We start from the raw sequence: 25881 nt of genomic DNA on the forward strand, positions 1-25881 counted from the left end.
CTGCAACCAGTCCTGCTCAAGCCAGCATGTTCGTCTTACCTTGCAAACCGGGGCGCGTTCATATAAGTAGGTCGCCCGGCAGGGCGAAACCGGGCCGTCGACCTTCGACAACGCCAAACCGCAGCCAACATCCGGCCGTCAAAACAGCCACCCGTCAAAACCCCAAACTAGCCAACAAATCATCCACCTGCGCCTGATCCGAAACCACATCCGCCTTCCCTTCCGGATTGACCTGCGGCCCGTTCATCAGCGTGGTCTGCTGCACTTCCACGCGCCGTTCGCTCGGCACGTTTTCGATCAGCACCTGAAGCAGTTCATGCTCGAGCGTGCGGATCATGTCCATCATCTTCTTGATCACCTGGCCGGTCAGGTCCTGGAAGTCCTGGGCCATCATGATATCCAGCAGGTGGCTGCCCGTGGCGCGGGCCTGGCCCGGCACTTCGCCCAGGAACGCGCGGGTATCGAGCACCAGCGAGCGGGCGTCGGCCAGTTCCACTGGCTTCTCGAACCAGGCTCCCCAGCGCTTGTCGAGCGCTTCGGCCTGCCGCTCGATATCCGACTGGATCGGCTGTGCCAGTTCGACGGCATTGAGCGTGCGCTCGGCAGCCTGCTCGGTCATGGCGGCGATGTAGTTCAGGCGGTCGCGCGCGTCGGGAATGGCCTGCGCGGCGCGCTCGATCTCCTTGTCCAGACCGAGTTCGCGCATGTTGTCGCGCAACATCCGCGTGAGGTTGCCGATGCGGACGATAAGCTGCTCGGCGGAATCGTTGCTGAGGGTCGGAGTCATCGGAACGGCTCCCTGCTTAACCCAGCTTTTCGAAGATCTTGGCGATCTTCTCGTCCAGCGTGGCAGCCGTGAACGGCTTGACCACGTAGCCGTTGGCGCCCGCCTGCGCGGCGGCGATGATGTTCTCCTTCTTGGCCTCCGCGGTGACCATCAACACCGGCATCTTGCCGATGTTGGCGTCGGCACGGATGGCCTGCAGCATGCTCAGGCCGTCCATATTGGGCATGTTCCAGTCGGAGATGACGAACTGGAAGCTGCCGTCCTTGGCCTTTGCCAGGCCGTCCGCGCCGTCCTCGGCCTCTTCGACGTTGACGAAGCCCAGCTCCTTGAGCAGGTTGCGGATGATCCGACGCATGGTCGGGAAGTCGTCGACCACGAGGATCTTGATGTTCTTGTCCACTTTTACGGCTCCAGAGAATTACAGTTGTGGATGATGTTGTGAGGCTGACCGCTGCTTTGCGGCAATCCCCCGGTTTGCTTAGACGCGCTGGGCGCGTGTTCCATATGTTGCCAGTCGTGCCATCACGCGCTGGCTCATCGATTGCAATGGCACCACTTCATGCACGCCGCCGGCGGCAATCGCCTCCTTCGGCATGCCAAACACGATACAAGTGCTTTCGTCCTGCGCCAGGTTGTAGGCACCGGCTTCGCGCATGCGCAGCATGCCCTTCGCGCCGTCCTTGCCCATGCCGGTCAGGATCACGCCGATAACGTTCTTGCCGCCATGCTCGGCGGCGGAATCGAACAGCACGTCGACGGCCGGGCGATGGCGGTTGACCGGCGCTTCCTGCGACAGGTGCGCCACGTAGTTCGCACCGCTGCGCGCCAGACGCATATGCGAGTCGCCGGGCGCGATATACGCATAGCCGGGCAGCACGCGCTCGCCGTGCACGGCCTCCTTGACCGTGATGCGGCACAGCCCGTCCAGGCGCTGCGCGAACGAGCGTGTGAAGCCGGCGGGCATATGCTGAACGATCATCACCGCGGGACAATCGGGCGGCAGCGGCATCAGGAATTCCTTGATGGCTTCGGTGCCGCCGGTGGATGCGCCCAGGATGATCAGCTTCTCGGTGGACAGCAGCGGGCTGCGCAGGATCGGCGCGGCTTCGCCGCCGGCAGTCGGCTGCGGGGCCGAGCGCACGCGCGCACGCGACGCGGCGCGGATCTTGTCGGCGATGGTGTCGGTGTATTCGATCAGGCCGTCGCGGATGCCGAGCTTGGGCTTGGTGACGAAGTCCACCGCGCCCAGCTCCAGCGCGCGCATGGTGATCTCCGAACCGCGCTCCGTCAGCGACGACACCATCAGCACCGGCATCGGGCGCAGACGCATCAGCCGCTCGAGGAAGTCCAGCCCGTCCATGCGCGGCATTTCGACGTCGAGCGTCAGCACATCCGGGTTCAGGCGCTTGATCAGGTCGCGCGCCACCAGCGGATCGGGCGCGGTGCCTACCACTTCCATGTCCGGCTGGCTGTTGATGATTTCCGTCATCAGGCTGCGGATCAGCGCGGAGTCGTCCACGCAAAGCACCTTGATCTTGGCGGCGGTCATATTCGCTTCTGCTTCGTTTAATTCAGGAGGGCGTGCGCGCAGCCGTCTGCCGCGCGAACAGTTCGCCGCCGCGCGCCGGGGCGCTGCCCGAGCTGGCAATGGCGCGCGCCAGCGCGCGTTCGTCCCGCGCCACCAGCACCTGATCGTCCTGCCGCGTCAAGCGGCGCACCAGCGCCAGGCCGCTCACGGGAAAATAGCTGACGCGCCGTGCGTGCGGGCCGCGCAGGTCCTGCGCGGCCACGCGGATTTCTTCGGTCTTCAGGTAGCGCAGCACGAAATCGGCATTGCGGTCGCCGATGTTCAGCGTGGTCATGTTGGCCAGCACCGCGCCGCCGCCGAACACCTTGGCTTCGAGCCGCTCGCGGCGCGCGCCCATCTTGAGCAGCTCGTTGATCAGCACCTCGAGCGCGTAGCAGCCGTAGCGCATCGACGCCGACAGCATGCGGTCCACACGCTCGCCACTGCTGCCCTCGTCGTCGGGCAGCATGAAGTGGTTCATGCCGCCCACGCCAGCCTTCTCGTCGCGGATGCAGGCCGCCACGCAGGAGCCAAGCACGGTGGTCAGCACCACGTCCTGCGAGGTCACGTAGTACTCGTTGGGCAGCAGCTTGATGGCTTGCCGGTCGAACTCGCGGTCGAAGTAGGTGCGCGTGGCGATGGCTTCGGGAAGATGGGGCGTGCGCATCATGCCCTGCCAGTCCGGGCCACTTCCGGCGCCAGTTCGTATACGGTCTGTCCGCGCAGCTGGAAGGCGCGCGTAACGTAGGAGAAGTTCTCCGAGTGCCCGGCGAACAGCAGGCCGTGCGGCTTGAGCAGCGGCACAAAGCGCTCGAGGATCCGGCCCTGCGTCGGCTTGTCAAAGTAGATCATCACGTTGCGGCAGAAGATCGCATCGAAGCGCTCGCGGATACCCCAGTCCGGGGCCAGCAGGTTGAGCGGCTCGAACGTGATGGTCGAAGCCAGGTCCGGTTTCACCTTCACCGAGCCCGCGCGCTGGCCGGTTCCCTTCAGGAAGAAGCGCTTGAGCCGCTCCTGCGACAGGCGCGCCACCTGGTCTTCCGAGTACACGCCGGCACGCGCCTTGGCGAGCACCTGCGTATCGATATCGGTGGCCAGCACCGTGCCGGCGCGCTCTCCGAGCGCTTCGGCCAGCGTGATGGCAATCGAATACGGCTCTTCGCCGGTGGAAGCGGCCGAGCACCACACGCTGTAGGGCCTGCCGGTCTTCTTGGCATGTTCGGCCAGCAGCGGAAAATGGTGCGCTTCGCGGAAGAACGACGTCAGGTTGGTGGTCAGCGAGTTGGTGAAGAACTCCCACTCCTGCGAGTGTTCGTCTGCGTCCAGCATGGCCAGGTAGCTGGCAAAATCGGAAAGCTGCAGCGAGCGCAGCCGGCGCGCGAGCCGGCTGTAGACCATTTCACGCTTGTGGCTGCCCAGCGAGATGCCGGCACGCCGGTGGATCAGCGCGCGGATCTTCTCGAAATCCCGCTCGGTCAGCAGGAAATCGCGCGACTCATCGCGCCGCAGGCTTGCGGCCGGCGCGGTGGCGGCCGGATTTCCGGCAACGCTGGCGGCAGTGCGGTACGGCATCATGGCTGGGCTCGGTAATGCGCTTCAGAATGCTCGTGCAGATCAGGCAGCCTCGGCCTCGACCAGTGCCATTTCGGCGCTCGTCATCAGGCGCTCGATGTCGATCAGCACCAGCATGCGGCCATCGACGGTGCCAAGGCCGGTCAGGTGCTCGGTCGAGATCGACACGCCGAATTCCGGCGCCGGCTTGATGGCATCGCCCGTCAGCGTCAGCACGTCCGATACGCCATCCACCACGATGCCAACCACGCGGCCGGCCACGTTGAGGATGATCACTACGGTCTGGTGGTCGTAGCGCACGTTGCCCAGGCGGAACTTCAGGCGCAGGTCGACGATCGGCACGATCACGCCGCGCAGGTTGGTCACGCCCTTGATGAAATCCGGTGCGCTGGAAATGCGGGTCACCGTCTCGTAGCTGCGGATCTCCTGCACCGTCAGGATGTCGATGCCGTATTCCTCTGTCCCCAGCGTGAAGACCAGGAATTCCTGGCCCGAAGCGTCGCTTCCGGGGGTATCGATGTGTCCGATGCCGGCCATGATGTCTTGCTCTCCTGTGGTTCTCTGGTTGCGCGCTTACTGCGCCAGCGCCGGTTCGTGCCGGCGCACGCCGGTGCGCTGCAGCGCGCCGACGTCGACAATCAGCGCCACGCTGCCGTCGCCCAGAATGGTGGCGGCGGAGATGCATGGCACCTTGCGATAATTGGTTTCAAGGTTCTTCAGCACCACCTGGTGCTGGCCGATCAGCTGGTCCACCAGCAGCGCGAAGCGCTTGCCTTCGGCCTGCAGGATCACGGCGATGCCCTGCGTGGGCTCCTGAACCGCTTCGGCCACGTTGAACACACGGTGCATTTCCAGCAGCGGCAGGTACTCGCCGCGCACGTGCATCACGCGGTCGGAGTTGGCGGCGGTGTGCACGTCCTCGGCCTTTGGCTGCAGGGATTCCATCACGCAATTGAGCGGCAGGATGAAGGTCTCTTCGCCGACCTTGACCGACATGCCATCGAGGATCGCCAGCGTCAGCGGCAGCACGATGCGGATGGTGGTGCCGAGTCCGGGGCGCGAGCTGATCTGCACATGGCCGCCCATTTCCTGGATGTTCCGCTTGACCACGTCCATGCCCACGCCGCGGCCCGACACGTCGGTGACCACTTCCGCCGTAGAGAAACCCGGCGCGAAGATCAGCTGCCAGACCTCTTCGTCGCTGATGCTCTCGGACACTGGCAGGCCGTTCTGGATGGCCTTGTTCAGGATGCGCTCGCGGTTCAGCCCGCCGCCATCGTCGCTGACCTCGATCACGATATTGCCGCCGTGATGCTGTGCCGACAGGATCAGCTGGCCGGTCGGATCCTTGCCGGCGGCCACGCGCTTGTCCGGCGTTTCGATGCCGTGGTCCAGGCTGTTGCGCACCAGGTGCGTGAGCGGGTCGATGATGCGTTCGATCAGGCTCTTGTCGAGTTCGGTGGCCTTGCCGTGGGTGACCAGGTCGATCTGCTTGCCGAGCTTGCTGGCCAGGTCGCGCACCACGCGCGGGAAGCGCGAGAACACATAGTCCATCGGCATCATGCGGATCGACATCACCGCCTCCTGCAGGTCACGCGCGTTGCGCTCGAGCTGGCCCATGCCGGAGAAGAGCCGGTCGAACAGCACCGGGTCCAGCGATGATGCGGTCTGCGCCAGCATCGATTGGGTGATCACCAGCTCGCCAACCAGGTTGATGATCTGGTCAACCTTCTCGGTGGGCACGCGGATCGAACCTTCCTGGCCATGCGCGGCGGCCGCGGCTTGCGGCCTGGCCTTCTCCTTCGCGGCGGGGGCTGCGGGCGCTGCCGCGGCCGGTGCGGCAACCGGGGCAGGCGCAGGGGCTGCGGCCGGAGCGGGCGCGGCGGCGGCCGCTTCGACCACGATCTGGTCGGCCTCGATCACGAAGCAGCACACGGCAATGATGTCGTCGGCGCTGCACTGGCTGTTCAGCCAGATTGCCAGCTCGCCGTTCTCTTCCTGCTGGCCGGTGATCTCGCCCAGGTTGGCGAGTTCTTCGCGCAGCAGCGCCTGGTCGGCGGCGGATACCTTGATCAGGCGGATCTTCAGGCCGCCGGCGCCGTCCGCCGCTGCCGGCGCCACGGCGGCGGGAGCTGGCGCCGGAGCCGCAGGCGCAGGCGCGGCTCCGCTCGCGTGGCCGGCGGCTTCCTGCGCCAGCTGCTGCAGGACTGCGCAGATGCGCGCCAGCGTTTCAGGATCGGGTTCGGTGCCGTTGCGGTAGGCGTTGAGCTGATCTTGCAACACGTCCTTGGTTTCCAGAAAGGTGTCGATGATGGTCCGGGACAACGCCAGTTCCTGCCGGCGCGTGCGGTCGAGCAAGTTCTCGAAGATATGCGTGGTTTCAGTCAGCGCCGCGAAGCCGAACGTGGCCGCGCCGCCCTTGATGGAATGCGCTGCACGGAAGATCGCGTTGAGATGTTCCGGATCTGGCGACTCGAGGTCGAGCCCGAGCAGCAACTGCTCCATTTCAACGAGCAGCTCTTCCGCCTCTTCGAAGAAGGTCTGGTAAAACTGCGTGATATCGATATCGACAGACATGGCGTCCTGACTCACTAAATTACTGCGCTAGGCATGGCCGCCGCGGACGGCGGCCATGCATCATTGGGTCTTGCCTGTTGGCTTCGCGGCGGCCGGTGCCGACGCCGCTTCCAGCCCTGCCTGCATCTCGCCGGCAACCTTGCCTGCCTGCGCGGCAACCGAGACCTCGGCGGCACTGGCGTTCTCTGCTTCGAACCTCGCCTGCGCCTTTTGGTTGAGCACGACGATGCTGATGCGGCGGTTGACCGGGGCCAGCAGGTCGCTCTTGTCCAGCGGCATGGTTGCCGCCAGGCCCAGCACGCGCAGCACCTTGCCTTCGTTCATGCCGCCGGCAATCAGCTCGCGGCGCGAGGCGTTGGCGCGATCGCTGGACAGTTCCCAGTTGCTGTAGGTGCGCTCGCCGTTGGAGTAGTTGGCCGCATCGGTATGGCCCGACAGGCTCACCTTGTTCGGCAGCTCGTTCAGCACCGGGCCGATCTCGCGCAGTATGGCGCGCATATAGGTTTCGACGTTGGCGCTGCCGGTACGGAACATTGGCCGGTTCTGCGTATCCAGGATCTGGATGCGCAGGCCCTCGCTGGTGATATCCAGCAGCAGCTGCGGGCGGAACTGGCGCAGCACCGGGTTGTTCTCGATGATCTGCTCGAGCCGGTTCTTGAGCGCGCGCAGGCGCTGGGCTTCCTGCTGCTCGTTGCGGCGCTGTTCGTCGGAGGTCTCGTTGTCGCGGGCCCGCAGGACCTCGCCGTCCTTGCGCATGGCGTCCATGCCGCCGCCGGGAATCACGCTGGGCGACTGGCTGCTTTTCTCGCCGCCGACAATGGCCACCTTCAGCGGCATGCGGAAATACTCGGCAATGCCTTCCAGCGTCTTCTTGTTGGCGCTGGAAAGCAGCCACAGCACCAGGAACAGCGCCATCATCGCCGTCATGAAGTCGGCGTAGGCAATCTTCCAGCTGTGGTTGCCGTGCGGCCTTGCGTGCGACTTCGCCCTGCGGACGATGATCGGACGCATATCGTGTGCGCTGCTCATGGCGATGGCTCCGCTCGCGTCAGTTCAGGCTCTTGACTTCACGCACGTGGTCGTCGAGCTCGAGGAACGACGGCCTGACCGTGGAATAAAGCACCTTGCGGCCGAATTCGACCGCCACCAGCGGGGCGTAGCCATTGAGCGAAGCCAGCAGCACGACCTTGATGCACTCGTAGACCTTCACGTTCTCGGAGACCTGCAGCTCGATGCGCGAGGCCAGCGGCGAGACGAAGCCATACGCCAGCAGAATGCCCAGGAAGGTGCCGACCATGGCGTGTGCAATCAGCGCACCCAGCTCCGCCGGCGGCAGGTCCGCCGAAGCCAGCGCGTGCACCACGCCCATCACGGCGGCCACGATGCCGAACGCCGGCAGGGCGTCGCCGACACGCGACAGGGCGTGGGCGGGAATCTCGGCCTCATGGCGGAAGGTCTCGATCTCGTGGTCCATCAGGGCCTCGATCTCGAACGCGTTCATGTTGCCGTTGACCATCATGCGCAGATAGTCGGTGAGGAACTCCATCACCACCGAGTCGGACAGGATGCGTGGATACTGGCTGAACACGCTGCTGGAGGCCGGATCGGCAATTTCCTTCTCGAGGAAGAGAATGCCCTCGCGGCGCGCCTTGGACAGCAGCACGTACAGCAGCGACATGACGTCCAGGTACAGCTCTTTCTTGTACTTGGAGCTCTTGAACAGGCCCGGCAGCGCGCGGGCGGTGGCCTTGATCGCCTTGGTCGTATTGGTGGCGACAAAAGCGCCCAGCGCGGCGCCGCCAATGATGATCAGCTCCGCCGGTTGATAAAGCGCGCCCATATGGCCGCCGGTCATGGCGTAACCGCCAAGCACCGCCGCTACCACGACGACATAGCCAAGAACTACTAGCACGATCGGATCCCCGTCTAAAAAACGCGCGTCAGTCACGCACAATTGCCCGGAGCACGGGCGAACGGGGTTGCCGGTCGCCAGTGCTGCTGAGCTTGCCAGCCAGGCGGACCTTGACCAGGATCAGGCGTCGGTCTGCGGGGCGGCGGCGTCTTTCGAGAGCTTCTTCACCTTGCCGGCACGCGAGGGTGGACGGCACAGGCTGCAAACGAAATTCGCGTGCGGCTCATAGGCGTGCGTGACAAACTGTCCACCGCAGCACGTGCAGCGCGATAGCTGCAGCATGTTGCTCTCGAAGAACCGTACTAACGTCCAGGCACGGGTGAAACTTAAGACAATTTCGCCGCCGAGCAGCGAAACATGCTCAAGGTAGAGACGGTAAGCGGCCACCACGGCGCGAATGCCCACGGTCTCGCCTTCCTGCACCATGAACTGGTACGCGGAGAAGAACAGCGACGAGTGGATATTCGGCAGCCAGGTGGTGAACCAGTCCGTCGAGAAGGGGAGCATGCCCTTGGGCGGCGAGACGCCGCGCAGCTCCTTGTAGAGGCGAATGAGCCGGTCGCGCGAGAGCGTGGTCTCGGCTTCCAGCACCTGCAGGCGCGCACCCAGGCCGATCAGCTCGATGGCGAGCTGGGTCTGGTTGGCATCCTGCAGGACGCTCTTGCGATTGGGGACGGGAGTGGCCGTGAAGCTCCGGGCGGGCTGGGCCTGCAGGAGCGCGGTCAATTGAGTGACTCCACAGGCTGACGTGCGAGCAGGATCGCGGCGTGGATCTGCTGCATGTCATGGCTCTTGGCCGTATGTGTCAGGGTGGAGAGTAGCGCATGGTCGTCGAAGCGGAACCTGCACAGCACCATGTTCGATGCCGCCAGCTTGACGAGTTGCGCCGAGGTCAGCTTGGCAAGGATGCCCGCAATTTCCTTGCTGACGCCAAGCCTGAACATGGCTTCCACGTGATTTTCGCGCACTAGTCGTTGCGCGAGCAGCAGATAGGCGAGGTTAACCTCCCTGATCTCCTGGAGAACTTCACTGCTTTCCAATTTTTCCCCGCTACCAAAAACCCGCTGGCCGCTTGTCCGGCGCTTACCGGTGGCCCTGAAGGGCTGCCGGCGACCAGATCGTTTCAGTGCGTTTCCAGGCGGGTACAACGTACGACTGAAGGAACTTCCGCTCTCGTCACACTTATCAACACCGTTACAAGTGTTACAGAGTGTAAGTGAAACTGTTACGTTTATATCGGCAATCTACCTGCAATGCCAATCCCCACTTACGCGGGGGATCGGAAATGTCGCACGAAAGATACATGGCCGCGGCGAATTTTGTAACAATTCACGGGCCAGACATTTGATTAGGCTCAATGCAGTATCGCAAACGTCATAGCAACGGCGTGCCGGACCGATAACCTGGCCGACCTCCCGGATTCCACTATTGACTTACGGCGTCGTCACTGAGCAAAAAAACCGCGCAGCCAGCCCGCGATCCTGGCGAAGATATCGTCGGGCGCTTCGCGGAACAGCTGCGGGCGCGCGCGCTCCACCTGCTCCATCACGCGGGACGCTTCACCGGGCTGCACCGAGCCGTATTCCAGTGCCAGTCCAAGCATCGCGCGCAGCTCCCCGACGCGCGAGCGGCCCGCCGCCTCGCTCTCTTCGGTCTGCAGGGCATACATCAGGTCGTAGGCCCTTTGCCGCAGGCTTTCGGCCAGGCGCCATGCAGGCGTGCGCATGCGCTCTTCCAGCACGCGAATGTCTTCCGCCGAGGCGGCGACCTGTGCCGCCAACGCATCGGTGAAGGCGCTGTCCGCGCCGCACTCGGTGAGTACCTGCGTGGCCCATTCGCGCGCATGCGCAAGGCGCTGCTGCGGCGTCCATTCTGGCTGCACCGCCAGCCCGAAGCCGAAGCGCTGCGCGTCGCGCATCAGCGCGGCCAGCGCATTGGGCAACTGCTTGTCGAAGACCCTTCGCGCCCAGCCGTATTCGCCGCCGGCAAGCAGGCGCGTGACGGCGCGCTCGGTCAACGGTGCGTCATGCTGGAGCAGGCGCGCACGCAGGAAGTCGTCGAACTCCGGCGGCAGGAATTCGCTGTCGAGCCCGGTCGATACGCTGACAAACTGCTGGAATTCCTTGCGCAGCCTGGCAGCATCGTCGAGCGGCAGGGCCAGTGTGATATCGGTTGTCATAGTTGTGGCGCAGAATCGCCCGCGCGGGCCGTGGCTCGCACGGTAGCGGCATGGCTCAGAACGCGCTCCAGTCTCCGTTGTCCGTCACGGCCGCAATACGCGGCGATAGCCTGGCGGGCGCTGCGGGCTTGAGCGTGGGTTCCTGGTCGCCGTCGTGGCCGGCACTCCCATCCGTTTCGATGGCGGCTGCCGCGGTCACGGCTGTCACTGCCGCAGGCGCGCTGCGGCCTGCAAGGGCCTTCACGGCGCCCGCTGCCCGTGCCGCTTTGGCTACCAGCGGGGTGGCAGAAGGCCTCACCGCGGGCTTCGCATCAAAGCGCGCACCCATGGCGTCTTCCTGCGCCAGGCGGAAGGTGGCGACCGCGGCCTGCAGGTGTGCAGCCTGGTCGTTGAGCGCGCCGGCCGCTGCCGCGGCCTGCTCGACCAGTGCGGCATTCTGCTGCGTGGCTTCGTCCATCTGCGCGACGGCCTGGTTCACCTGCTCGATACCCGAGCTCTGCTCGGCCGAGGCAGCGCTGATCTCGCCCATGATGTCGGTCACGCGCTTCACGGCCTGCACGATCTCGTCCATGGTCTTGCCGGCCTGGCCGACCAGCGCCGAACCGTTGTCCACGCGCGCCACCGTATCGCCGATCAGCCCCTTGATTTCCTTCGCCGCGTTCGCGCTGCGCTGCGCCAGGCTGCGCACTTCGCCCGCCACCACCGCGAAGCCGCGGCCCTGCTCGCCGGCGCGCGCGGCTTCCACCGCCGCGTTCAGCGCCAGGATGTTGGTCTGGAACGCAATGCCTTCGATCACGCCGATGATGTCGACAATCTTCTTCGATGCATCGTTGATCTCGTCCATGGTCTGCACCACGCGGCCCACCACTTCGCCGCCGCGCACCGCTGTCTCCGACGCGTTCGCCGCCAGGCCGCTGGCCTGGCGCGCGTTGTCGGCGTTCTGGCGCACCGTGCTGGTCAGCTCTTCCATGCTCGATGCGGTTTCTTCCAGCGATGCGGCCTGCTGCTCCGTGCGCTGCGACAGGTCGTTGTTGCCTGCAGCGATCTCGCGCGATGCCGAGCCGATCGACTCGGCCGATTCCTTGAACTCGCGCACCATGCGCGAGAGCTGTCCCTGCATCTGCTTCATGGCATGGACCAGGCTGCTGCGGTCGCCGGCACGCGTGGTCACCGGCGAAGAGAAGTCGCCCTCGGCGATGCGCGAGGCAATCTGCACGGCATAGCCCGGCTCGCCGCCCAGCTGGCGCGACAGCGCGCGTGCGAGCAACACGCCCAGCGCCACCGACAGCGCCATGCCGCCGAGCACCAGGCCGAGCATCCACAGGCGCGTACTGGTGTACACGCTGCGCGCCTCCTCCATGTTGCTGCGGGCGAAATCGTCGCGGCGCTTGACCATCTTCAGCATGACCTCTTCCAGCGCGTGGCTGTCCTTGATCAGCTCGGCGCTCTCGGTGAAGACCTGGCTTTCAAACTGCGAGGTATCGAGCGGCTGCTTGCTGACCAGCTCGACGTACTTGCTCATGCGGTCGCGGAAGGTCGGCGACAGGCCCTGGTATTCCTTCACCAGTGCCTTGCCCTCGGGCTGTTCGAATACGCCGGCGACCTGCTTGATGCGGTCGTCCATCAGGCCGAGCGACTTGGTGATCTGCTCTTTCTCGAGCGAGCGCTCGCCCATGGTCGAGGCAGACAGCAGCGCAATCTGGGCGCGGCTGGCGTAGACCAGGTTGATGTTGGCATCCTGCACCGCCTTGAGCGCCTGCAGGTCGCCGTTGTAGATCTTGCCGGTCCAGTCGGCCATGCGTCCCATATTGATCACGCCCAGCAGCCCCATGACGGCGCCGATCACGGAGACAACCAGGAATCCGGCAACAAGCCTGGTCGTAACGCGCAGTTGATTGAACCAATGCATAAAACTACCCCCTTGTAACTGATTATCCGGAGCGCGGCTTCACGGCCGCGCCCTCTTCTCCTGGTGCGGACGGCTCAGGTGCCGCCTGCCCTGGCCCGCCTGGCTACGCCCTCAGGCAGTCGCGAGAGCGGGTGCCGATGCCACGCCTTCACGGCGCGGACGCTGCGGACGAACTTCGGCCGTCATACTGATGCGGAAGGTGGCAATGGCGTCGCGCAGGCGCGTTGCCTGCTCTTCCAGCGAGCCGGCCGCCGCGGCGGCCTGCTCCACCAGTGCGGCGTTCTGCTGCGTCACCTCGTCCATCTGCGCCACGGCCTGGTTCACCTGTTCGATGCCCGAACTCTGCTCGGCCGAGGCGGCGCTGATCTCGCTCATGATGTCGGTCACGCGCTTCACGGCCTGCACGATCTCGTCCATGGTCTTGCCGGCCTGGCCGACCAGCGCCGAGCCGTTGTCCACGCGCGCCACCGTATCGCCGATCAGACCCTTGATTTCCTTCGCCGCGTTCGCGCTGCGCTGCGCCAGGCCGCGCACTTCGCCCGCCACCACCGCGAAGCCGCGGCCCTGCTCGCCGGCGCGCGCGGCTTCCACCGCCGCGTTCAGCGCCAGGATGTTGGTCTGGAACGCAATGCCTTCGATCACGCCGATGATGTCGACGATCTTCTTCGACGCATCGTTGATCTCGTCCATGGTCTGCACCACGCGGCCCACCACTTCGCCGCCGCGCACCGCCGTTTCCGACGCGTTCGCCGCCAGGCCGCTGGCCTGGCGCGCGTTGTCGGCGTTCTGGCGCACCGTGCTGGTCAGCTCCTCCATGCTCGATGCGGTTTCCTCCAGCGAGGCGGCCTGCTGCTCCGTGCGCTGCGACAGGTCGTTGTTGCCTGCCGCCACCTGGGACGTGGCCGACGAGATGCTGGCCATGCCTTCCTGGATTTCATGCACGACCGACAGCAGGCTGCGCTGCATGGTCTGCATGGCCTGCGCGAGCGCGCCGATCTCGTCGCCGGAATGGTGGTCGAAGCTGGTGGTCAGGTCGCCCGCGCCCATGCGCAAGGCGAAATCGAGCATCTCCTTCACCGGCCGGTGCACGCGGGCGAGCAGCATGGTGCCGGCGGCAAACGACGTCAGCACGGCGAGCGCAAAGCCACCCCACAGCCACGGACGCAGACCTGCCACGGCATCGCCGCCAACGGCTTCCACCCCCAGCAGCGCGGCCAGGAACCACACCAGCCCGCCGGCCTGCGCCCACAGGATGCGACGCTTCAGGTTGAAGCGCATCAGGCGGCCGGCCAGCCCCACCAGGCCGCTGCGCACCACTGCGCCTTCCCGGATCGCGAGGCCGCCCGCGCGGCCAGCGCGGAACTTTGCATAGGCAGCGCCCGCAGCTTCGATCTGCTCGCGCGAGGCCATCGAGCGCACCGAGGTATAGCCCACCAGCCGGCCGTCGGCATGCGTCGGCGTAACGGTGGCGCTGACCCAGTAGAAGTCGCCGTCCTTGCGGCGGTTCTTGACCACGCCCATCCATGAGCGCCCGGCCTGGATGTTCTGCCACAGGTCGGCAAAGGCTTCGGGCGGCATGTCGGGATGGCGCACCAGGTTGTGCGGGGCGCCCAGCAGTTCCTGCGCGGAATATCCGCTGGCTTCGATGAAGGTGCGGTTGGCGAAGGTGATGCGGCCTTTCAGGTCGGTGCGCGAGATCAGGTAGTCAGCTGGGGACAGCTTGTATTCGCGCTGGGTGACAGGTTGGTTGTTTCGCATGAATGACAATACTGCTGGCCCTGACGCTTGGCGGTGGATGCGCCAGGGCTGGGTTCGGGCCGGAAGACAGTGGGTCGTGCCGGCGTGCAGGCTTCCGGGATACGTGCGGCGGGTAGCTACGCGCGGCCCGGGCGATTCGGGGGCGCTCTGGTTTCAGGCAACCGCGTCGAGCGCGGCCAGTTCCTCGGTGTTGAGGAGCTTTTCGATGTCTACCAGGATCATCATGCGGCTTTCGACCGAGCCGAGTCCGCGGATGTAGTCGGTGGCCAGCTCGCCGGAGAAATGCGGCGTGGGCTTGATCTGCTCCGGCGTCAGCGTCAGCACGTCGGAGACGCCGTCCACCACGATGCCCGTAGTGCGGTCGTTGAGGTCGACGATGATCACCACGGTGTACTGGTCGTAGCTGATCTTCTCCTGGCGGAACTTGATGCGCAGGTCGATGATCGGGACGATGATGCCGCGCAGGTTGATCACGCCCTTGAGGTAATCCGGCGCATTGGCGATCTGCGTGACGGACTCATAGCCGCGGATCTCCTGCACCTTCAGGATGTCGATGCCGTATTCCTCGCGGCCAAGCGTGAACGCCAGGAATTCTTCGCCGGCGCCATCTGCCTTGTCAGTGTGCTTCATCGTTGTGCCCCCCAATTGGCCATGCCTGGCCGCTGGTTGTCCGCTGCTGTTTTTGGCGTGTCATCCGGACATGGTCCTTTCGGCATGACACCCGGGCATGACTTCGCCCTTCTTTGGTTTACGGCAGGCGGGCGCGTGACTGAAGGGCGGCCTCCGTGCGGGCTTACCCTTCCGTAGTGGGGATCAGCGCCGACACGGCTTCCATCAGCTGCCCGGGATCGAACGGCTTGGGCAGGAAGCCCGAAGCGCCCGCTTCGCGCGCCTGCTCGCGAATGCGGCTATCGGCCTCGGTGGTGAGCATCAGCATGGGAATGCGCGCGTAGCGCTCGGTCGCGCGCAGGCTGCGGATCAGCGTCAGTCCATCCATGCCCGGCATGACCTGGTCGGTCACGAGCATGCCGAAGCTGGACTGCTGCGCCAGCGCCCGCGCCTGGTCGCCGTCGGCCGCTTCGGTCACCGCGTATCCCGCCGCGCGCAGGCAGGCGCCGATCATGCGGCGCAGGGAAGGCGAATCGTCGACGACGAGAATGCTTGGGGATGACATTGGCGACTCCGTTTGCAGAGCAGTTGATCCGCCATGGAGGGGCACGGCCGGCGACGGACAGGCCGGCGGGCTGCCGTGCCAGTGGCCGGCAGCCTGCCAGAGTCGATATCGGCAGTGCGGGGGGAAGTCTTTAGAACCCATTTCACAATGATGAAGGGGCGCCCCTACTTCATTGTGAATTGGGTTCTCAGGCTTGCACGGGCTCGGGCGTGCGCAACGCTTCGGCAAACCCGGCGGCATCAAGCGGCAGCGAGAGCAGGTAGCCCTGCACTTCGTCACAGCCCATTTCATTGAGGATGTCGAGCTGCGAGGCAGACTCCACGCCCTCGGCCACCACCTTCATGCGCAGTTCGTGCGCCAGCGCGACCATCGAGCCGACGATGGCGCGGCCATGGGCGTCGGTATCGAGCCCGCCGATCAGGGTGCGGTCGATCTTGAGCGTGCCGACACGCAGCCGCTTGAGATAGCCCAGGCTCGAGTAGCCGCTGCCGAAATCGTCCAGCGCTACCTGGATGCCGAGCGACTGCAACTCGGCCAGCGTTTCGAGCGACTTGCCGATGTCCTTCATGGCCGCGGTCTCGGTGATCTCCAGCGTGATCGCCGAAGGCGGAATATCGTGCTGGTGGATCTGCTCGAGCAGGTACTGCGGGAAATTGCGGCTGGCAAAGCGCAGCCCCGAAACGTTGATGGCAATCGGCACCAGCGGCAGGCCGGCATCCTGCCACTGGCGCGCCTGCCGGCAGACCGTGGCGATGACCCAGTCGTCGAGCTTGTCGATCTGGCCGGACTGTTCCGCCACCATGATGAACTCGGCCGGGCTGACCTGGCCGAGCGCCGGATGGCGCCAGCGGCACAAGGCCTCGGCACCCACCAGCGTGCGGCGCCTGGTGTCGTACTTGGGCTGGAACTGCAGCGACAGCGCATCGTCCTGGATCGCCAGCCACAGGTCGCGCCGGATCACGCGCGTGCGGCGTGCGCGCTCGCCGGCCGCGCTGTTGAACACGCGGACCTGGTTCGAACCGCTCTGGCGTGCCTCGGTCAGGCTGACACGCGCCGCCTGCATCAGCGATTCGGAGGTCTGCGCGTCGCGCGGGTAGATGGCGATGCCGATATTCACGCCGATCTGCATCTGCAGCCCGCGCGCGGCGACAAACTCGGCCAGCGAGCCCAGCACGCGCGAGCCCAGTTCCTGCGCGCGGCCGTGGTGCACCAGCTCCGGCACGCCGACAGCGAATTCGTCGCGGGCCAGCCGCGCGAGGAAGTCGTGCGGCTCCAGCGCGGCCTGCGCCAGCGCGCCGGCGTCCTGCGCGAGGATGTCGTCGGCGCGCACCTCGAAGACTTCATCGACCTCGCGATAGTCCGCGATATGGATCAGCAGCACTGCACAGCTGCTGTCGGCCAGGCGTGCCTGCGCGATGGCCTGGTCGAGCCAGCGGCCGAAGCCCACGCGGTCGGGCAAGGTGGTGGCCACGCTGTATTCGCCGACCGTGCCCTGACCGCGCGCCGCAGCGCGCACCGTCAGGCGTCCGGGAATGCGCCCGGCACGCCGGACCTGACGTGACTCGACCTGCGGCGGCGTGCTCGGCGGGGCGTCATAGAGCTCGTCGGCAAGGCCGGTTTCGGTTCGCGCGGGCGGCGGCAGCCAGCCACGGGACTGCGCCTTGTGCACCGCGAACATCAGCAGGCACATCGCGGTCAGGCCGCCGGCCAGCCAGGCCGGGGGCGGCAGCCCGGCCGCATCGATACAGTCGCGCGCGGTCAGCGAGCCGCTGCCGCAGACCCGGCCCAGCCGGGTGCCTGCCACGGCGACCAGCCCCGCGCCGGCGACCACGGCGGTGATTGCCAGCCCGCGCCAGAACCGGGTGCCCTGCCGCAGCCAATGCACCAGCATCTTGAAAGCCGCGGTGGCCCCGGCGGCGGCGGCAAAGGCTGCCGCCATCTGCATGGGCTCGTTGGCTGCCGGCATGCTGCCCGAGGCGAGCGCCACCAGGGCCGGCATACCGACCGTAAGCTGCGACAGGAGCGCCGCCCACCAGGACAGCGCCCGCAGCGGCCTGCTCCCGCTGTCGCCATCCGGCTTGGCTGCGCGAACGCCGAGCACGGCGGCCACGCCAAGCAGGGCAGCGAGCAGCAAAAGGGCGGAACTCATGGCAATCATTGGGCTGCGCGAAGGAAATAGGGATGCGCGAAGTACGCCGGGACGCGGGGCAAACCCCGCATCATGGCATCTTGCGGCCGGCGTGTGAACAAGACAATACTTGCATCGACGGATTGACTGTTTAGAACGCGCTCCAGTCGTCGTCGGCCTTCGCAGCCCCAGCGGCAAGTGCCGGGCGCGCCGGGACGGCAACGGTTACCGGCGAGCGCGCCGGACGGGCCTTGACCCGCCCCGCCGCCCTGGGCGCAACCACCGCGGCGGGTTTTGCGCCGGCGCTGCCAACGCTGAACACCGACACCACGCCCTTGAGCTTCTGCGCCTGCTCTTCCAGCGCACCGGCCGCGGCGGCGGCTTCCTCGACCAGTGCAGCGTTCTGCTGCGTGACCTGGTCCATCTGGTTGACCGCCTGGTTGACCTGCTCGATACCGCTGGTCTGCTCCTGCGAGGCGGCACCAATTTCGTTCATGATGTCGGTCACGCGACGGACCGCCTGCACGATCTCGCCCATGGTCTGGCCGGCTTCGGCCACCAGCTTGGTGCCGCTCTCCACGCGCTGGCCGGATTCGCTGATCAGGGCTTCGATTTCCTTGGCCGCCGACGCCGAACGCTGCGCCAGGCTGCGCACCTCGCCCGCCACCACGGCAAAGCCTCGGCCCTGCTCACCCGCGCGGGCCGCCTCCACCGCGGCATTCAGCGCCAGGATATTGGTCTGGAAGGCAATGCCTTCGATCACGCTGATGATCTCGACCACCTTGCGCGAGGCGCCGTTGATCTCGTTCATGGTGTCGACCACGCGGCCCACCACGTCACCGCCCTTGAGCGCGATCTGCGAAGCCTCGCCGGCCAGCACGCCGGCCTGGCGCGCATTGTCGGCGTTCTGGCGCACCACGGTAGTGAGCTCTTCCATGCTGGCGGCGGTCTGTTCCAGCGACGACGCCTGCTCTTCCGTGCGCTGCGACAGGTCGAGGTTGCCGGTCGAGATCTGCTGCGTGGCCGATGCCATCGAGTCCGCGCCGCTGCGTACTTCGGCAACGATGTTCGACAGGCTGTCCTGCATCGCGGCCAGCGCCTGCATCATGCGGCCGATCTCGTTCTTCGAAATGCTGGTGATGCGCGAGGTCAGGTCGCCGCGGGCAATGCGCTCGAACACGGACAGCGCCTCTTCCACCGGCTTGACGATGGCACGATTGAGCGTGGCGGTGCAGAACACAGCCAGCAGCAGGCCAAGCGCGACGAGCACGAACGACAGGATGCGGATCCGCTGGAAGCGGGCTTGCGAGGCATCGAAACTGGCCTGCCCGGTGGTCATCTGGAATTTCTGCAGCTTTTCGTGGGCCGTCGACATGCTGCGCTGCAGGTCCGGCATGACCTTCTTTGCGAGGCGGATGGCCTCTTCCTGGTTGCCGCCCAGCAGTGCCTGCTGCAGCGGCAGGATGCCCTTCTCCATGAAATCCTGGCGCAGACGGCCGAGTTCGCCGGCAAGCACCTTTTCCTCGTCGTTCTGCGGCAGGCTCGCATAACGCTTCCAGGCAGACTCGGAGACATCGATAAACACCTTCGAGCGGTCCACGCTGACCTTCGGATCCTCCTGCTCGCCTTGCATGACACTGCGATCCAGCGCCAGGCGCATGCGCGTGGTGCCAAGCATGGCCTCGCTCAGCACAACCGTCGAGCCAAGCTGGTTCGCGTATGTCTCCTTCAGCGACTCGTTGCTCTGTGAAATACCGTACAGGCCCGCACCACCTACCAGGACGAGTAACAGCGACAGCGTTGCCATGGCGCCCCGCAGGAGGGCCTTGATCTGGATATTGTTCTGGACGGACATGATGTAAGGAGACAGTGAGCAATCCACGGGGCACGCTCCCCGGCCCCGGTACGGCAGACCGACACCCCGACGATCTGCCCTGTCCGGATAACGGCGCTCCCCCTTCCATCCTTGAGCGAGCCCGGATTTGCGCAGCGCAATATTCACCGCCCGGGAATTTGTGCGCGACAGATCGCACGTAATCCGGCAAGCGCATCGAATTATCGGTTTTGCCTCGTGATTAACCCCTGCACCACCGTGGTGATCGCCAATCGCTTAAAAAAGCGGAGCAGCCCATTTAATGGCGGACGCCCGCCCGGCACGCGCCCGCCCGGCACTGGCGGATTCAGGCTAATGAGGCGGCGACCAGCCCGGGTCGGAAAAGTTCAGCGCGAAAACACGGCAAGACTTTTCGCAAAACCAGCCTCAAATGGGTCAAAACCATTTGCACCGCAGCGCCGCGCCGTTATAATTCTTTCGACATTTCACGCACCCCACCCGTAAATCGAGGACGCAATGGCGACTTATCAGGAAATCGTTCAGAAAATCAGCGAACTGCAGAAGCAAGCCGAAGAAATCAAGGCACGCGAACAGGCCGCGGTGATCGCGGATATTCGCGAGAAAATCGAACAATATGGCCTGACCGCGGAAGACCTCGGATTTGGCGCGAAGGCTGCCGCCGGCAAGAAGGCCGGTGTCAATCGCAAGGTGCCGGTGCGCTATCGCGACAGCGCCGGCAATACCTGGACCGGCCGCGGCAAGCGCCCGGGCTGGCTGACCCAGGCCCTGGCCGCCGGCAAGTCGGTCGAGGATTTCCTGATCCGCTGAACGGTGCACACCCGCCGGCTTGCAACGCCGGCCGGTAAGACAAAACGCCACGGAGTTTCCGTGGCGTTTTGTCTTTTTCGAGCCCGCCCGACTGCTGGCTGTGTTCGCAGAAACGGGTACGCACCCGTGCCGGGCGGTTTAATCAGGCGTCAAAGCCAAGCGGATTGGTCGACTGCCAGCGCCACGAGTCTTCGCACATGCGGTCGATATCGTATTGGGCGCGCCAGCCCAGCAGCGTTTGCGCGAGGGTCGGATCGGCATAGCACGAGGCAATATCGCCGGGACGCCGGGCGACGATTTCATGGGGCACGGCCCGTCCGCTGGCGCGCTGGTAGGCGGCAACGACTTCCAGCACACTGTAGCCGCGCCCGGTGCCGAGATTCACCGTCATGCCCTGCTTCTTGTCGCGCAGGTAGACCAGCGCGGCAAGATGGCCGTCGGCCAGATCGCAGACGTGGATATAGTCGCGCACGCCGGTGCCGTCGACGGTGGGATAGTCGCCGCCGAATACCATCAGCTTCTCGCGTCGGCCGCCGGCGACCTGCGCGACATAAGGCATCAGATTATTCGGAATTCCGCGCGGATCTTCGCCGATCAGGCCACTTTCATGCGCACCGACCGGATTGAAATAACGCAGGTAGGCGATGCGCCACTCCGGATCGGATTTTTCCAGGTCGCGCAGGATTTGCTCGCTCATCAGCTTGGTCTGGCCGTAGGGATTGGTCGCCGACAGCGGAAAATCCTCGAGGATCGGTACCGCATGGGGATTGCCATAAACCGTGGCCGAGGAACTGAACACCAGCTGTTTCACGTTGGCGTCACGCATGGCGGAGCACAGAGTCAGCAGGCCGTTCAGGTTGTTGCTGTAATACTCCAGCGGCTGGCTCACGGACTCGCCCACGGCCTTGAGCGCGGCAAAATGAATCACCCCGCTGATGCGGTGCTCGGCAAACAGCCGGTCCAGCAGGGCGCGGTCGCGCACGTCGCCCTCGACAAAATCCGGCGTCTTGCCGGTAATCGTGGCCAGGCGCTCCACCACTACCCGGCTGCTGTTGCACAGATTATCCAGTCCGATCACGTTGTAGCCCGCGTTGAGCAGGGCAACCCAGGTATGAGAGGCGATATAGCCGGTGGCACCGGTGAGAAGCAGTGTTTCGGACATGAATTGACTGGAGTATGAGGAATTAGCTGGCGGAAAATGCGTCGGCCGCCGTGCCGAGGCAGGAAGTGGCAATGGCGGGAGTACGGCACCAACTAGTGCTTCCTCCGCGCCTGACGGCACATCGGGCCACATATTAACCGCTAACTGTTACAGCGACTGTACGCCGCGTAACACCGTACTTACATCTGGTCGCGGCGCTCCACAGGCTGCAGGCCGGCGCGGGCGAGCCACGCTTCATAGGATGCCCGCAGCCGCCAGCCAGACTCCAGATCCCGCATGCCCAGCAACTGCGCTACCGTGGCGGGCGCGGCCCCGGCCTCGAAATGCATGGCGCAGCACGTATTGCGCAGGGTCTGCGGCGAGGCGCGCTCGCTGCGGCCGGCCAGCACCCCAGCCTCGTCGAGCAGCGCTTCGACCCGGCGGTAGACCGAGGCCGCATGCATCGGCCGCCCGTTGGCCATGGCGGGAAACGCCAGGCTGCCGAGCGTTCCGGATGCTTCGCGCCGCGCAAGCCAGGCCAGCAGCGGGCGATGCGCAAACGGGAAGAGCGGCACTTCGTAGGTGCGGCCGTTGTCCGGCCTGACCATGCGCAGCACCACCGCCCCGGCGCGGGCGGCATCGATGGCATCCACGCGCAATGCGCGCGCCTCCCCGACTTTCAGGCCGCCGCCCATCAGCACCGCCACCAACGCCACGTCGCGAGCCCGCTTCCACTCCGTCGGAGAAGCCGCCACGGCGGCCGCGCCAGCGTCATCGGCGGCTGGTCCCAGCACGCGCGCGATCAGCAGATCGCGCTCGCCGGGCAACAGGAAAGCGGTGGGATCGTTTTCGCCTTCCGCCAGATGGGCGCGGACAGCCTGGCTGGCGGGGTTGTGCAGGTTGGCCTGGAGCCTGGCCAGATGATGGAACACACGCTCGATCAGGCGCGCGTAGCGATAGCGATGGGATTTGTGCAGATCCTGGGCATCCAGGAATTCGCCAATCTGTTCCGCCGACCAGCTCAACGGCGCCAGGCCACGCTCGGCCGACCATCGCAGCAGCTTCCCCCACATCGCGCGGTAGACCACGTTGGTGCCGTGGCGAAAGCCATGACGGGCCAGCCAGCCGTCGAACGCCCGCTCGGGATGTTCGCGCCAGGCGGCCAGGTCCGCATCGAACAAGGCGGCCCGCGAAGGGTCGGCGCTGGGCTTAGTGGTCACTGACTCTCCTGCAAACATGGATGGCAATGCGGATATTGTAGACAAGGCGTCACTGCTCGAGGTGCCGGCGAAAGCACCGCGCCGGCAACCGAAGCAAACTTCAGCAGCCGGGGCTTGCAGCGCCCGGCGGGCGCGTGCTACCTTCCCCAAAACTATGCAACTGGTTGCATAAAGAGAGACAGACCCACACCAACGCCGGACCGAGGAGACTTTCGTGAAACCAGCTTCCCTGATCCCCGCCGCGCAGCCTTCGCTGGCTGCCTGGCACGAGATGATCGCCACCCATTCGATGGCCGGGCTCGATGCCATCGTGGCCGACGAAGGGGTCTTCCGCTCGCCGGTCGCCCACACGCCGTACCCGGGCCGCGCTGCCATTGCGCTGGTCCTGACGACCGTGAACGAGGTCTTCCGCGATTTCCGCTACCACCGCAGCTTCGTCAGCGAAGACGGCCACAGCATCGTGCTGGAATTCAGCGCCAGCGTTGACGGCAAGGCGCTCAAGGGCATCGACATGATCCGCTTTGACGACCAGGGCAAGATCGTCGAGTTCGAAGTCATGGTCAGGCCCCGCACCGGGCTGGACGCGCTCGGCGCTGCCATGGCCGCACGGCTGGCAAGCCAGAAAGACGTACTGACCGGCGCGGCCTGACAAGCCTTCATCATCCCTTTCGCATCACCGTACAACCTCAGGAGACTCTGCTCATGTCCCTTCCCGCCCTGCTCCGGAACCGGCTTTCGCTGCCCGCGGTCTGCTCGCCGCTGTTCATCATCTCCAACCCCGACCTAGTGATCGCCCAGTGCAAGGCCGGCGTAGTCGGCTCTTTCCCGGCGCTGAACGCGCGCCCGGCGCCCAAGCTGGAAGAATGGCTGGACCGCATCACGACCGAGCTGGCCGAGCACGATGCGAAGCATCCCGACCGCCCCTCCGCCCCGTTTGCGGTCAACCAGATCGTGCACAAGTCCAACGACCGCCTGGAGCACGACCTGGAACTGTGCGTACGCTACAAGGTGCCCATCGTGATCACCTCGCTGGGCGCGCGCGTGGAAGTCAACGACGCGGTGCATTCCTACGGCGGCATCGTGCTGCATGACGTCATCAACAACGCCTTCGCCCGCAAGGCGGTCGAAAAAGGCGCCGATGGCCTGGTGGCCGTGGCGGCCGGCGCCGGCGGCCACGCCGGCACGCTGTCGCCGTTTGCGCTGCTGCATGAAATCCGCGAATGGTTCGACGGCCCGCTGCTGCTGTCGGGCGCCATTGCCAGTGGCGATGCCATCCTGGCCGCGCAGGCCGCGGGCGCCGACCTGGCCTATATCGGCTCGGCCTTCATCGCCACGGAGGAAGCCAATGCGCAGGACGGCTACAAGCAGATGATCGTGGACAGCTCCGCCAACGACGTCGTGTATTCGAACCTGTTCACCGGCGTGCACGGCAACTACCTGCGCGGCAGCATCGAGCGCGCCGGCCTCGACCCGGCGGCACTGCCGCAGTCCGATCCGTCGAAGATGAACTTCGGCTCGGCCAGCGCCAAGGCGTGGAAGGATATCTGGGGCGCCGGCCAGGGCGTGGGTGCGATCAAGCGCGTAGTGCCGGCCGCCGAGCTGGTGCGGCGCTTTGTCGAGGAATACGCGCTGGCCCGCCGCCGCCTGGGCCTGGCCGAAGCCGGGGCAACCAGCACGCGCGCGGTCGACGTCGCCTGACATTCCCCGCTGCAGCCGCCCCGTTCAGGGGCGGCTCAAAGACATGTCACTGCCGCCGCGCACCTTGCGGCGGCGCATCGAGCAAAGGCAGGAGCTCGTTCCCCCAGGCCACCCAGTCCTCTTCAAAACGGATGCCCCGCTGCAGCAGCGCATATCGCATCTGCTGGGCGCGGTCCATGCGGTTTGCCGAGAAGTCACGCTTCTCGATGGCGAGGTAAGTCTCCAGGCGCGCCTGATGCAGCGCGATCAGCCTGCGCATCTCCTCCCCCAGCCCGAGCGGCCCGATCACGGCATCGGCACGCAGCTTGACCAGGATCTCCTCACGCTGGTCCAGCCCGGCGCCGGGTTCCAGCACCCAACGCACCAGTTCCTCGCGGCCTGCGGGCAGCACCTGATAGACCTTCTTGCGGTTCTTGCGCTCGGCCGCGGTCACGTCGGGATCGGGCGGCGCGCCGTTGTCTTCGGCAACAATCCAGCCATGGTCGGCCATGCGGCCCAGTTCACGATAGATCTGCTGGTGGGTGGCGTGCCAGAAATAGCCGATGGAACGGTCGAACCGCCGGGCCAGGTCGTAGCCGGAAGACGGTTTCTCGATCAGGGAAATCAACAAGGCGTGCTGTGTCGACATTCGGCTGCGCAGGTTGCCGCGGGGGCGGTTACGTAAACATCGGGGCCAATGCGGCAGGTGCGTCCCTCGGGAATCGCGCTATGTTAGCGCAACGCCCGCTGGCCGCGCGACGTCCGCCATCGCATTCCTGCGGTGCGGGGGGTCAAACGCCGAACCAAATACGATCCGTAACACGGATTCGTTATATTTGTCAGTTTCGTAAATAATTAGCAACCAGAATTAAAAAACACGAAATGGCATTTTCGTGGCGCATGGCATACATTCCATACATTGCCATTCATTTATCCGCGCGTATCTGGTCATCGCCCCGCCAGCTGCGCGCCCTGCCTAAACCCTGGAGTATGCGCATGACCGGAAGACCCGATCTTGCCGAGGAGCGTGACGTTGCCTGGGAAGCCGATGCTGATGACAGCCGGATCGGCATCATCCCGGCCCTGCCCGCCAAGGCGCCTGTTTATTACCGCCTGCCGGATACGCCGGAAGGCCACCATATCAAGGAATACGCCAGCGGCCTGCGGCAGCTCGTGCGTTTTGTCGGCGTCGAAGAACAGGTTGTGAAGTACAGCCTGGGCTGAGTAGGCCGGGCCAGCAGATTTTCTCTGTGGTTGTCTCCTCCAGGCCGAGCTGCGGCTTTGGATTGAACCCGCGAGTTTCTTGCGGGCTCTTTTTTTTTGGGGGGGCGACGGCGCTGGCTTCGTGCTTCAGTGCCTGCGGCTGGCCGCTGTCGGAGGTCGACGGCCCTGGCTTCGTGCTTCGGTGCCTGCTGCAGGCCTCTGTCGAAGGTCAACGGCCTCGTTTCGCCCTGCGGGCGAGTTCCTTTCTGACGGCGCCAGAAAGGAACCAAAGAGCGCCTTCTTGCCCGCCGGGCGGGAGTCTTATCGTAGTGTTCGACGGTTTTTGTACGGGTATGGGCTTCAGGGCATAGCTACGATGCCTGCCGCGTTGGGACGAGACGGCGCGAGGTATTGA

General features: G+C 65.3%; 25 protein-coding genes. 4 read left to right on the top strand and 21 right to left on the bottom strand.

Annotated elements, in window-relative coordinates; translation table 11 throughout:
* Positions 1-154: 154 nt before the first annotated feature.
* From cheZ to RM96_RS16995, 18 genes are all read right to left on the bottom strand, one after another.
* Complete coding sequence (cheZ, locus tag RM96_RS16910) at positions 155-787, bottom strand: protein phosphatase CheZ (RefSeq protein WP_039012223.1); 633 nt, start codon at positions 785-787, stop codon at positions 155-157.
* 16 nt (positions 788-803) lie between these two features.
* Positions 804-1187 (bottom strand): chemotaxis response regulator CheY, encoded by a 384-nt coding sequence (gene cheY / locus RM96_RS16915; protein WP_039012225.1) that lies wholly within the window; start codon positions 1185-1187, stop codon positions 804-806.
* Between the two features lie 78 nt (positions 1188-1265).
* Positions 1266-2336: a protein-glutamate methylesterase/protein-glutamine glutaminase gene (locus tag RM96_RS16920; protein WP_039012226.1), complete on the bottom strand. Its 1071-nt coding sequence runs from the start codon at positions 2334-2336 to the stop codon at positions 1266-1268.
* A 22-nt stretch (positions 2337-2358) separates the two neighbouring features.
* Positions 2359-3021: a chemoreceptor glutamine deamidase CheD gene (gene cheD / locus RM96_RS16925; RefSeq protein ID WP_039012256.1), complete on the bottom strand. Its 663-nt coding sequence runs from the start codon at positions 3019-3021 to the stop codon at positions 2359-2361.
* Complete coding sequence (locus RM96_RS16930) at positions 3021-3929, bottom strand: CheR family methyltransferase (RefSeq protein WP_039012227.1); 909 nt, start codon at positions 3927-3929, stop codon at positions 3021-3023. Before RM96_RS16930 ends, cheD begins: the two co-directional genes overlap by 1 nt.
* A gap of 39 nt (positions 3930-3968) precedes the next feature.
* On the bottom strand, positions 3969-4463 hold the full coding sequence (locus RM96_RS16935) for a chemotaxis protein CheW (protein ID WP_039012228.1): 495 nt from the start codon (positions 4461-4463) through the stop codon (positions 3969-3971).
* Between the two features lie 36 nt (positions 4464-4499).
* Positions 4500-6503 (bottom strand): chemotaxis protein CheA, encoded by a 2004-nt coding sequence (gene cheA / locus RM96_RS16940; RefSeq protein WP_039012231.1) that lies wholly within the window; start codon positions 6501-6503, stop codon positions 4500-4502.
* A gap of 60 nt (positions 6504-6563) precedes the next feature.
* On the bottom strand, positions 6564-7532 hold the full coding sequence (gene motB / locus RM96_RS16945) for a flagellar motor protein MotB (protein ID WP_039012233.1): 969 nt from the start codon (positions 7530-7532) through the stop codon (positions 6564-6566).
* Positions 7533-7551: 19 nt separating this feature from the next.
* The gene (gene motA, locus RM96_RS16950; RefSeq protein ID WP_039012257.1) at positions 7552-8415 is read right to left on the bottom strand and encodes a flagellar motor stator protein MotA; all 864 of its coding nucleotides are present in this window, start codon (positions 8413-8415) and stop codon (positions 7552-7554) included.
* Positions 8416-8535: 120 nt separating this feature from the next.
* On the bottom strand, positions 8536-9141 hold the full coding sequence (flhC, locus tag RM96_RS16955; RefSeq protein WP_039012234.1) for a flagellar transcriptional regulator FlhC: 606 nt from the start codon (positions 9139-9141) through the stop codon (positions 8536-8538).
* Entirely contained in the window at positions 9138-9455 is a 318-nt protein-coding gene (flhD, locus tag RM96_RS16960; protein WP_039012235.1) for a flagellar transcriptional regulator FlhD, read from the bottom strand. The genes flhC and flhD overlap by 4 nt, the downstream gene beginning before the upstream one ends.
* 404 nt (positions 9456-9859) lie before the next feature.
* Positions 9860-10594 carry a DUF4088 family protein gene (locus tag RM96_RS16965; RefSeq protein ID WP_039012236.1) on the bottom strand — a complete coding sequence of 245 codons (735 nt, stop codon included), beginning with the start codon at positions 10592-10594 and terminating at the stop codon, positions 9860-9862.
* Between the two features lie 55 nt (positions 10595-10649).
* Entirely contained in the window at positions 10650-12503 is a 1854-nt protein-coding gene (locus RM96_RS16970; RefSeq protein WP_039012237.1) for a methyl-accepting chemotaxis protein, read from the bottom strand.
* A 111-nt stretch (positions 12504-12614) separates the two neighbouring features.
* Positions 12615-14261: a methyl-accepting chemotaxis protein gene (locus RM96_RS16975; protein WP_039012239.1), complete on the bottom strand. Its 1647-nt coding sequence runs from the start codon at positions 14259-14261 to the stop codon at positions 12615-12617.
* 153 nt (positions 14262-14414) lie between these two features.
* Positions 14415-14891 (bottom strand): chemotaxis protein CheW, encoded by a 477-nt coding sequence (locus RM96_RS16980; RefSeq protein ID WP_039012240.1) that lies wholly within the window; start codon positions 14889-14891, stop codon positions 14415-14417.
* A 163-nt stretch (positions 14892-15054) separates the two neighbouring features.
* A complete protein-coding gene (locus RM96_RS16985) occupies positions 15055-15435 on the bottom strand; it encodes a response regulator (protein WP_039012241.1) in 381 nt (126 codons plus the stop codon).
* A gap of 187 nt (positions 15436-15622) precedes the next feature.
* Entirely contained in the window at positions 15623-17593 is a 1971-nt protein-coding gene (locus RM96_RS16990) for a putative bifunctional diguanylate cyclase/phosphodiesterase (protein WP_039012242.1), read from the bottom strand.
* Positions 17594-17714: 121 nt separating this feature from the next.
* Complete coding sequence (locus RM96_RS16995) at positions 17715-19418, bottom strand: methyl-accepting chemotaxis protein (RefSeq protein WP_039012245.1); 1704 nt, start codon at positions 19416-19418, stop codon at positions 17715-17717.
* Between the two features lie 495 nt (positions 19419-19913).
* Between RM96_RS16995 and RM96_RS17000 the strand changes: the two genes are divergently transcribed.
* Positions 19914-20225 carry an H-NS histone family protein gene (locus RM96_RS17000; RefSeq protein WP_039012247.1) on the top strand — a complete coding sequence of 104 codons (312 nt, stop codon included), beginning with the start codon at positions 19914-19916 and terminating at the stop codon, positions 20223-20225.
* Between the two features lie 142 nt (positions 20226-20367).
* Here RM96_RS17000 and galE read toward each other — a convergent pair whose 3' ends face one another.
* Together galE and RM96_RS17010 are read right to left on the bottom strand one after the other, a co-directional pair.
* On the bottom strand, positions 20368-21387 hold the full coding sequence (galE, locus tag RM96_RS17005; RefSeq protein WP_039012248.1) for a UDP-glucose 4-epimerase GalE: 1020 nt from the start codon (positions 21385-21387) through the stop codon (positions 20368-20370).
* Between the two features lie 179 nt (positions 21388-21566).
* Positions 21567-22586, bottom strand: coding sequence for a tyrosine-type recombinase/integrase (locus RM96_RS17010; RefSeq protein ID WP_039012249.1), 1020 nt, complete (start codon positions 22584-22586; stop codon positions 21567-21569).
* Between the two features lie 214 nt (positions 22587-22800).
* Here RM96_RS17010 and RM96_RS17015 point away from each other — a divergent pair, with 214 nt between their 5' ends.
* Entirely contained in the window at positions 22801-23235 is a 435-nt protein-coding gene (locus RM96_RS17015; protein ID WP_039012250.1) for a nuclear transport factor 2 family protein, read from the top strand.
* 53 nt (positions 23236-23288) lie between these two features.
* The gene (locus RM96_RS17020) at positions 23289-24284 is read left to right on the top strand and encodes an NAD(P)H-dependent flavin oxidoreductase (protein ID WP_039012252.1); all 996 of its coding nucleotides are present in this window, start codon (positions 23289-23291) and stop codon (positions 24282-24284) included.
* Positions 24285-24330: 46 nt separating this feature from the next.
* Here the strand turns inward: RM96_RS17020 and RM96_RS17025 are convergent, their stop codons facing one another.
* Entirely contained in the window at positions 24331-24912 is a 582-nt protein-coding gene (locus RM96_RS17025) for a PadR family transcriptional regulator (RefSeq protein WP_039012253.1), read from the bottom strand.
* A gap of 347 nt (positions 24913-25259) precedes the next feature.
* Here RM96_RS17025 and RM96_RS17030 point away from each other — a divergent pair, with 347 nt between their 5' ends.
* Positions 25260-25487 (top strand): hypothetical protein, encoded by a 228-nt coding sequence (locus RM96_RS17030; protein WP_039012254.1) that lies wholly within the window; start codon positions 25260-25262, stop codon positions 25485-25487.
* Positions 25488-25881: the final 394 nt, after the last annotated feature.

It is taken from the genome of Cupriavidus sp. IDO (assembly GCF_000812465.1).
In the GTDB taxonomy this organism is placed as follows: Bacteria; Pseudomonadota; Gammaproteobacteria; order Burkholderiales; family Burkholderiaceae; genus Cupriavidus.

Bases quoted from the DNA above. Each gene is read 5' to 3' on its own strand.
- cheZ (WP_039012223.1), bottom strand. From the start codon at position 787: ATGACTCCGACCCTCAGCAACGATTCCGCCGAGCAGCTTATCGTCCGC.
- RM96_RS16920 (WP_039012226.1), bottom strand. From the start codon at position 2,336: ATGACCGCCGCCAAGATCAAGGTGCTTTGCGTGGACGACTCCGCGCTG.
- cheD (WP_039012256.1), bottom strand. From the start codon at position 3,021: ATGCGCACGCCCCATCTTCCCGAAGCCATCGCCACGCGCACCTACTTC.
- RM96_RS16930 (WP_039012227.1), bottom strand. From the start codon at position 3,929: ATGATGCCGTACCGCACTGCCGCCAGCGTTGCCGGAAATCCGGCCGCC.
- RM96_RS16935 (WP_039012228.1), bottom strand. From the start codon at position 4,463: ATGGCCGGCATCGGACACATCGATACCCCCGGAAGCGACGCTTCGGGC.
- cheA (WP_039012231.1), bottom strand. From the start codon at position 6,503: ATGTCTGTCGATATCGATATCACGCAGTTTTACCAGACCTTCTTCGAA.
- motB (WP_039012233.1), bottom strand. From the start codon at position 7,532: ATGAGCAGCGCACACGATATGCGTCCGATCATCGTCCGCAGGGCGAAG.
- RM96_RS16965 (WP_039012236.1), bottom strand. From the start codon at position 10,594: ATGACAACCGATATCACACTGGCCCTGCCGCTCGACGATGCTGCCAGG.
- RM96_RS16970 (WP_039012237.1), bottom strand. From the start codon at position 12,503: ATGCATTGGTTCAATCAACTGCGCGTTACGACCAGGCTTGTTGCCGGA.
- RM96_RS16975 (WP_039012239.1), bottom strand. From the start codon at position 14,261: ATGCGAAACAACCAACCTGTCACCCAGCGCGAATACAAGCTGTCCCCA.
- RM96_RS16980 (WP_039012240.1), bottom strand. From the start codon at position 14,891: ATGAAGCACACTGACAAGGCAGATGGCGCCGGCGAAGAATTCCTGGCG.
- RM96_RS16985 (WP_039012241.1), bottom strand. From the start codon at position 15,435: ATGTCATCCCCAAGCATTCTCGTCGTCGACGATTCGCCTTCCCTGCGC.
- RM96_RS16990 (WP_039012242.1), bottom strand. From the start codon at position 17,593: ATGATTGCCATGAGTTCCGCCCTTTTGCTGCTCGCTGCCCTGCTTGGC.
- RM96_RS16995 (WP_039012245.1), bottom strand. From the start codon at position 19,418: ATGTCCGTCCAGAACAATATCCAGATCAAGGCCCTCCTGCGGGGCGCC.
- RM96_RS17000 (WP_039012247.1), top strand. From the start codon at position 19,914: ATGGCGACTTATCAGGAAATCGTTCAGAAAATCAGCGAACTGCAGAAG.
- galE (WP_039012248.1), bottom strand. From the start codon at position 21,387: ATGTCCGAAACACTGCTTCTCACCGGTGCCACCGGCTATATCGCCTCT.
- RM96_RS17020 (WP_039012252.1), top strand. From the start codon at position 23,289: ATGTCCCTTCCCGCCCTGCTCCGGAACCGGCTTTCGCTGCCCGCGGTC.
- RM96_RS17025 (WP_039012253.1), bottom strand. From the start codon at position 24,912: ATGTCGACACAGCACGCCTTGTTGATTTCCCTGATCGAGAAACCGTCT.
- RM96_RS17030 (WP_039012254.1), top strand. From the start codon at position 25,260: ATGACCGGAAGACCCGATCTTGCCGAGGAGCGTGACGTTGCCTGGGAA.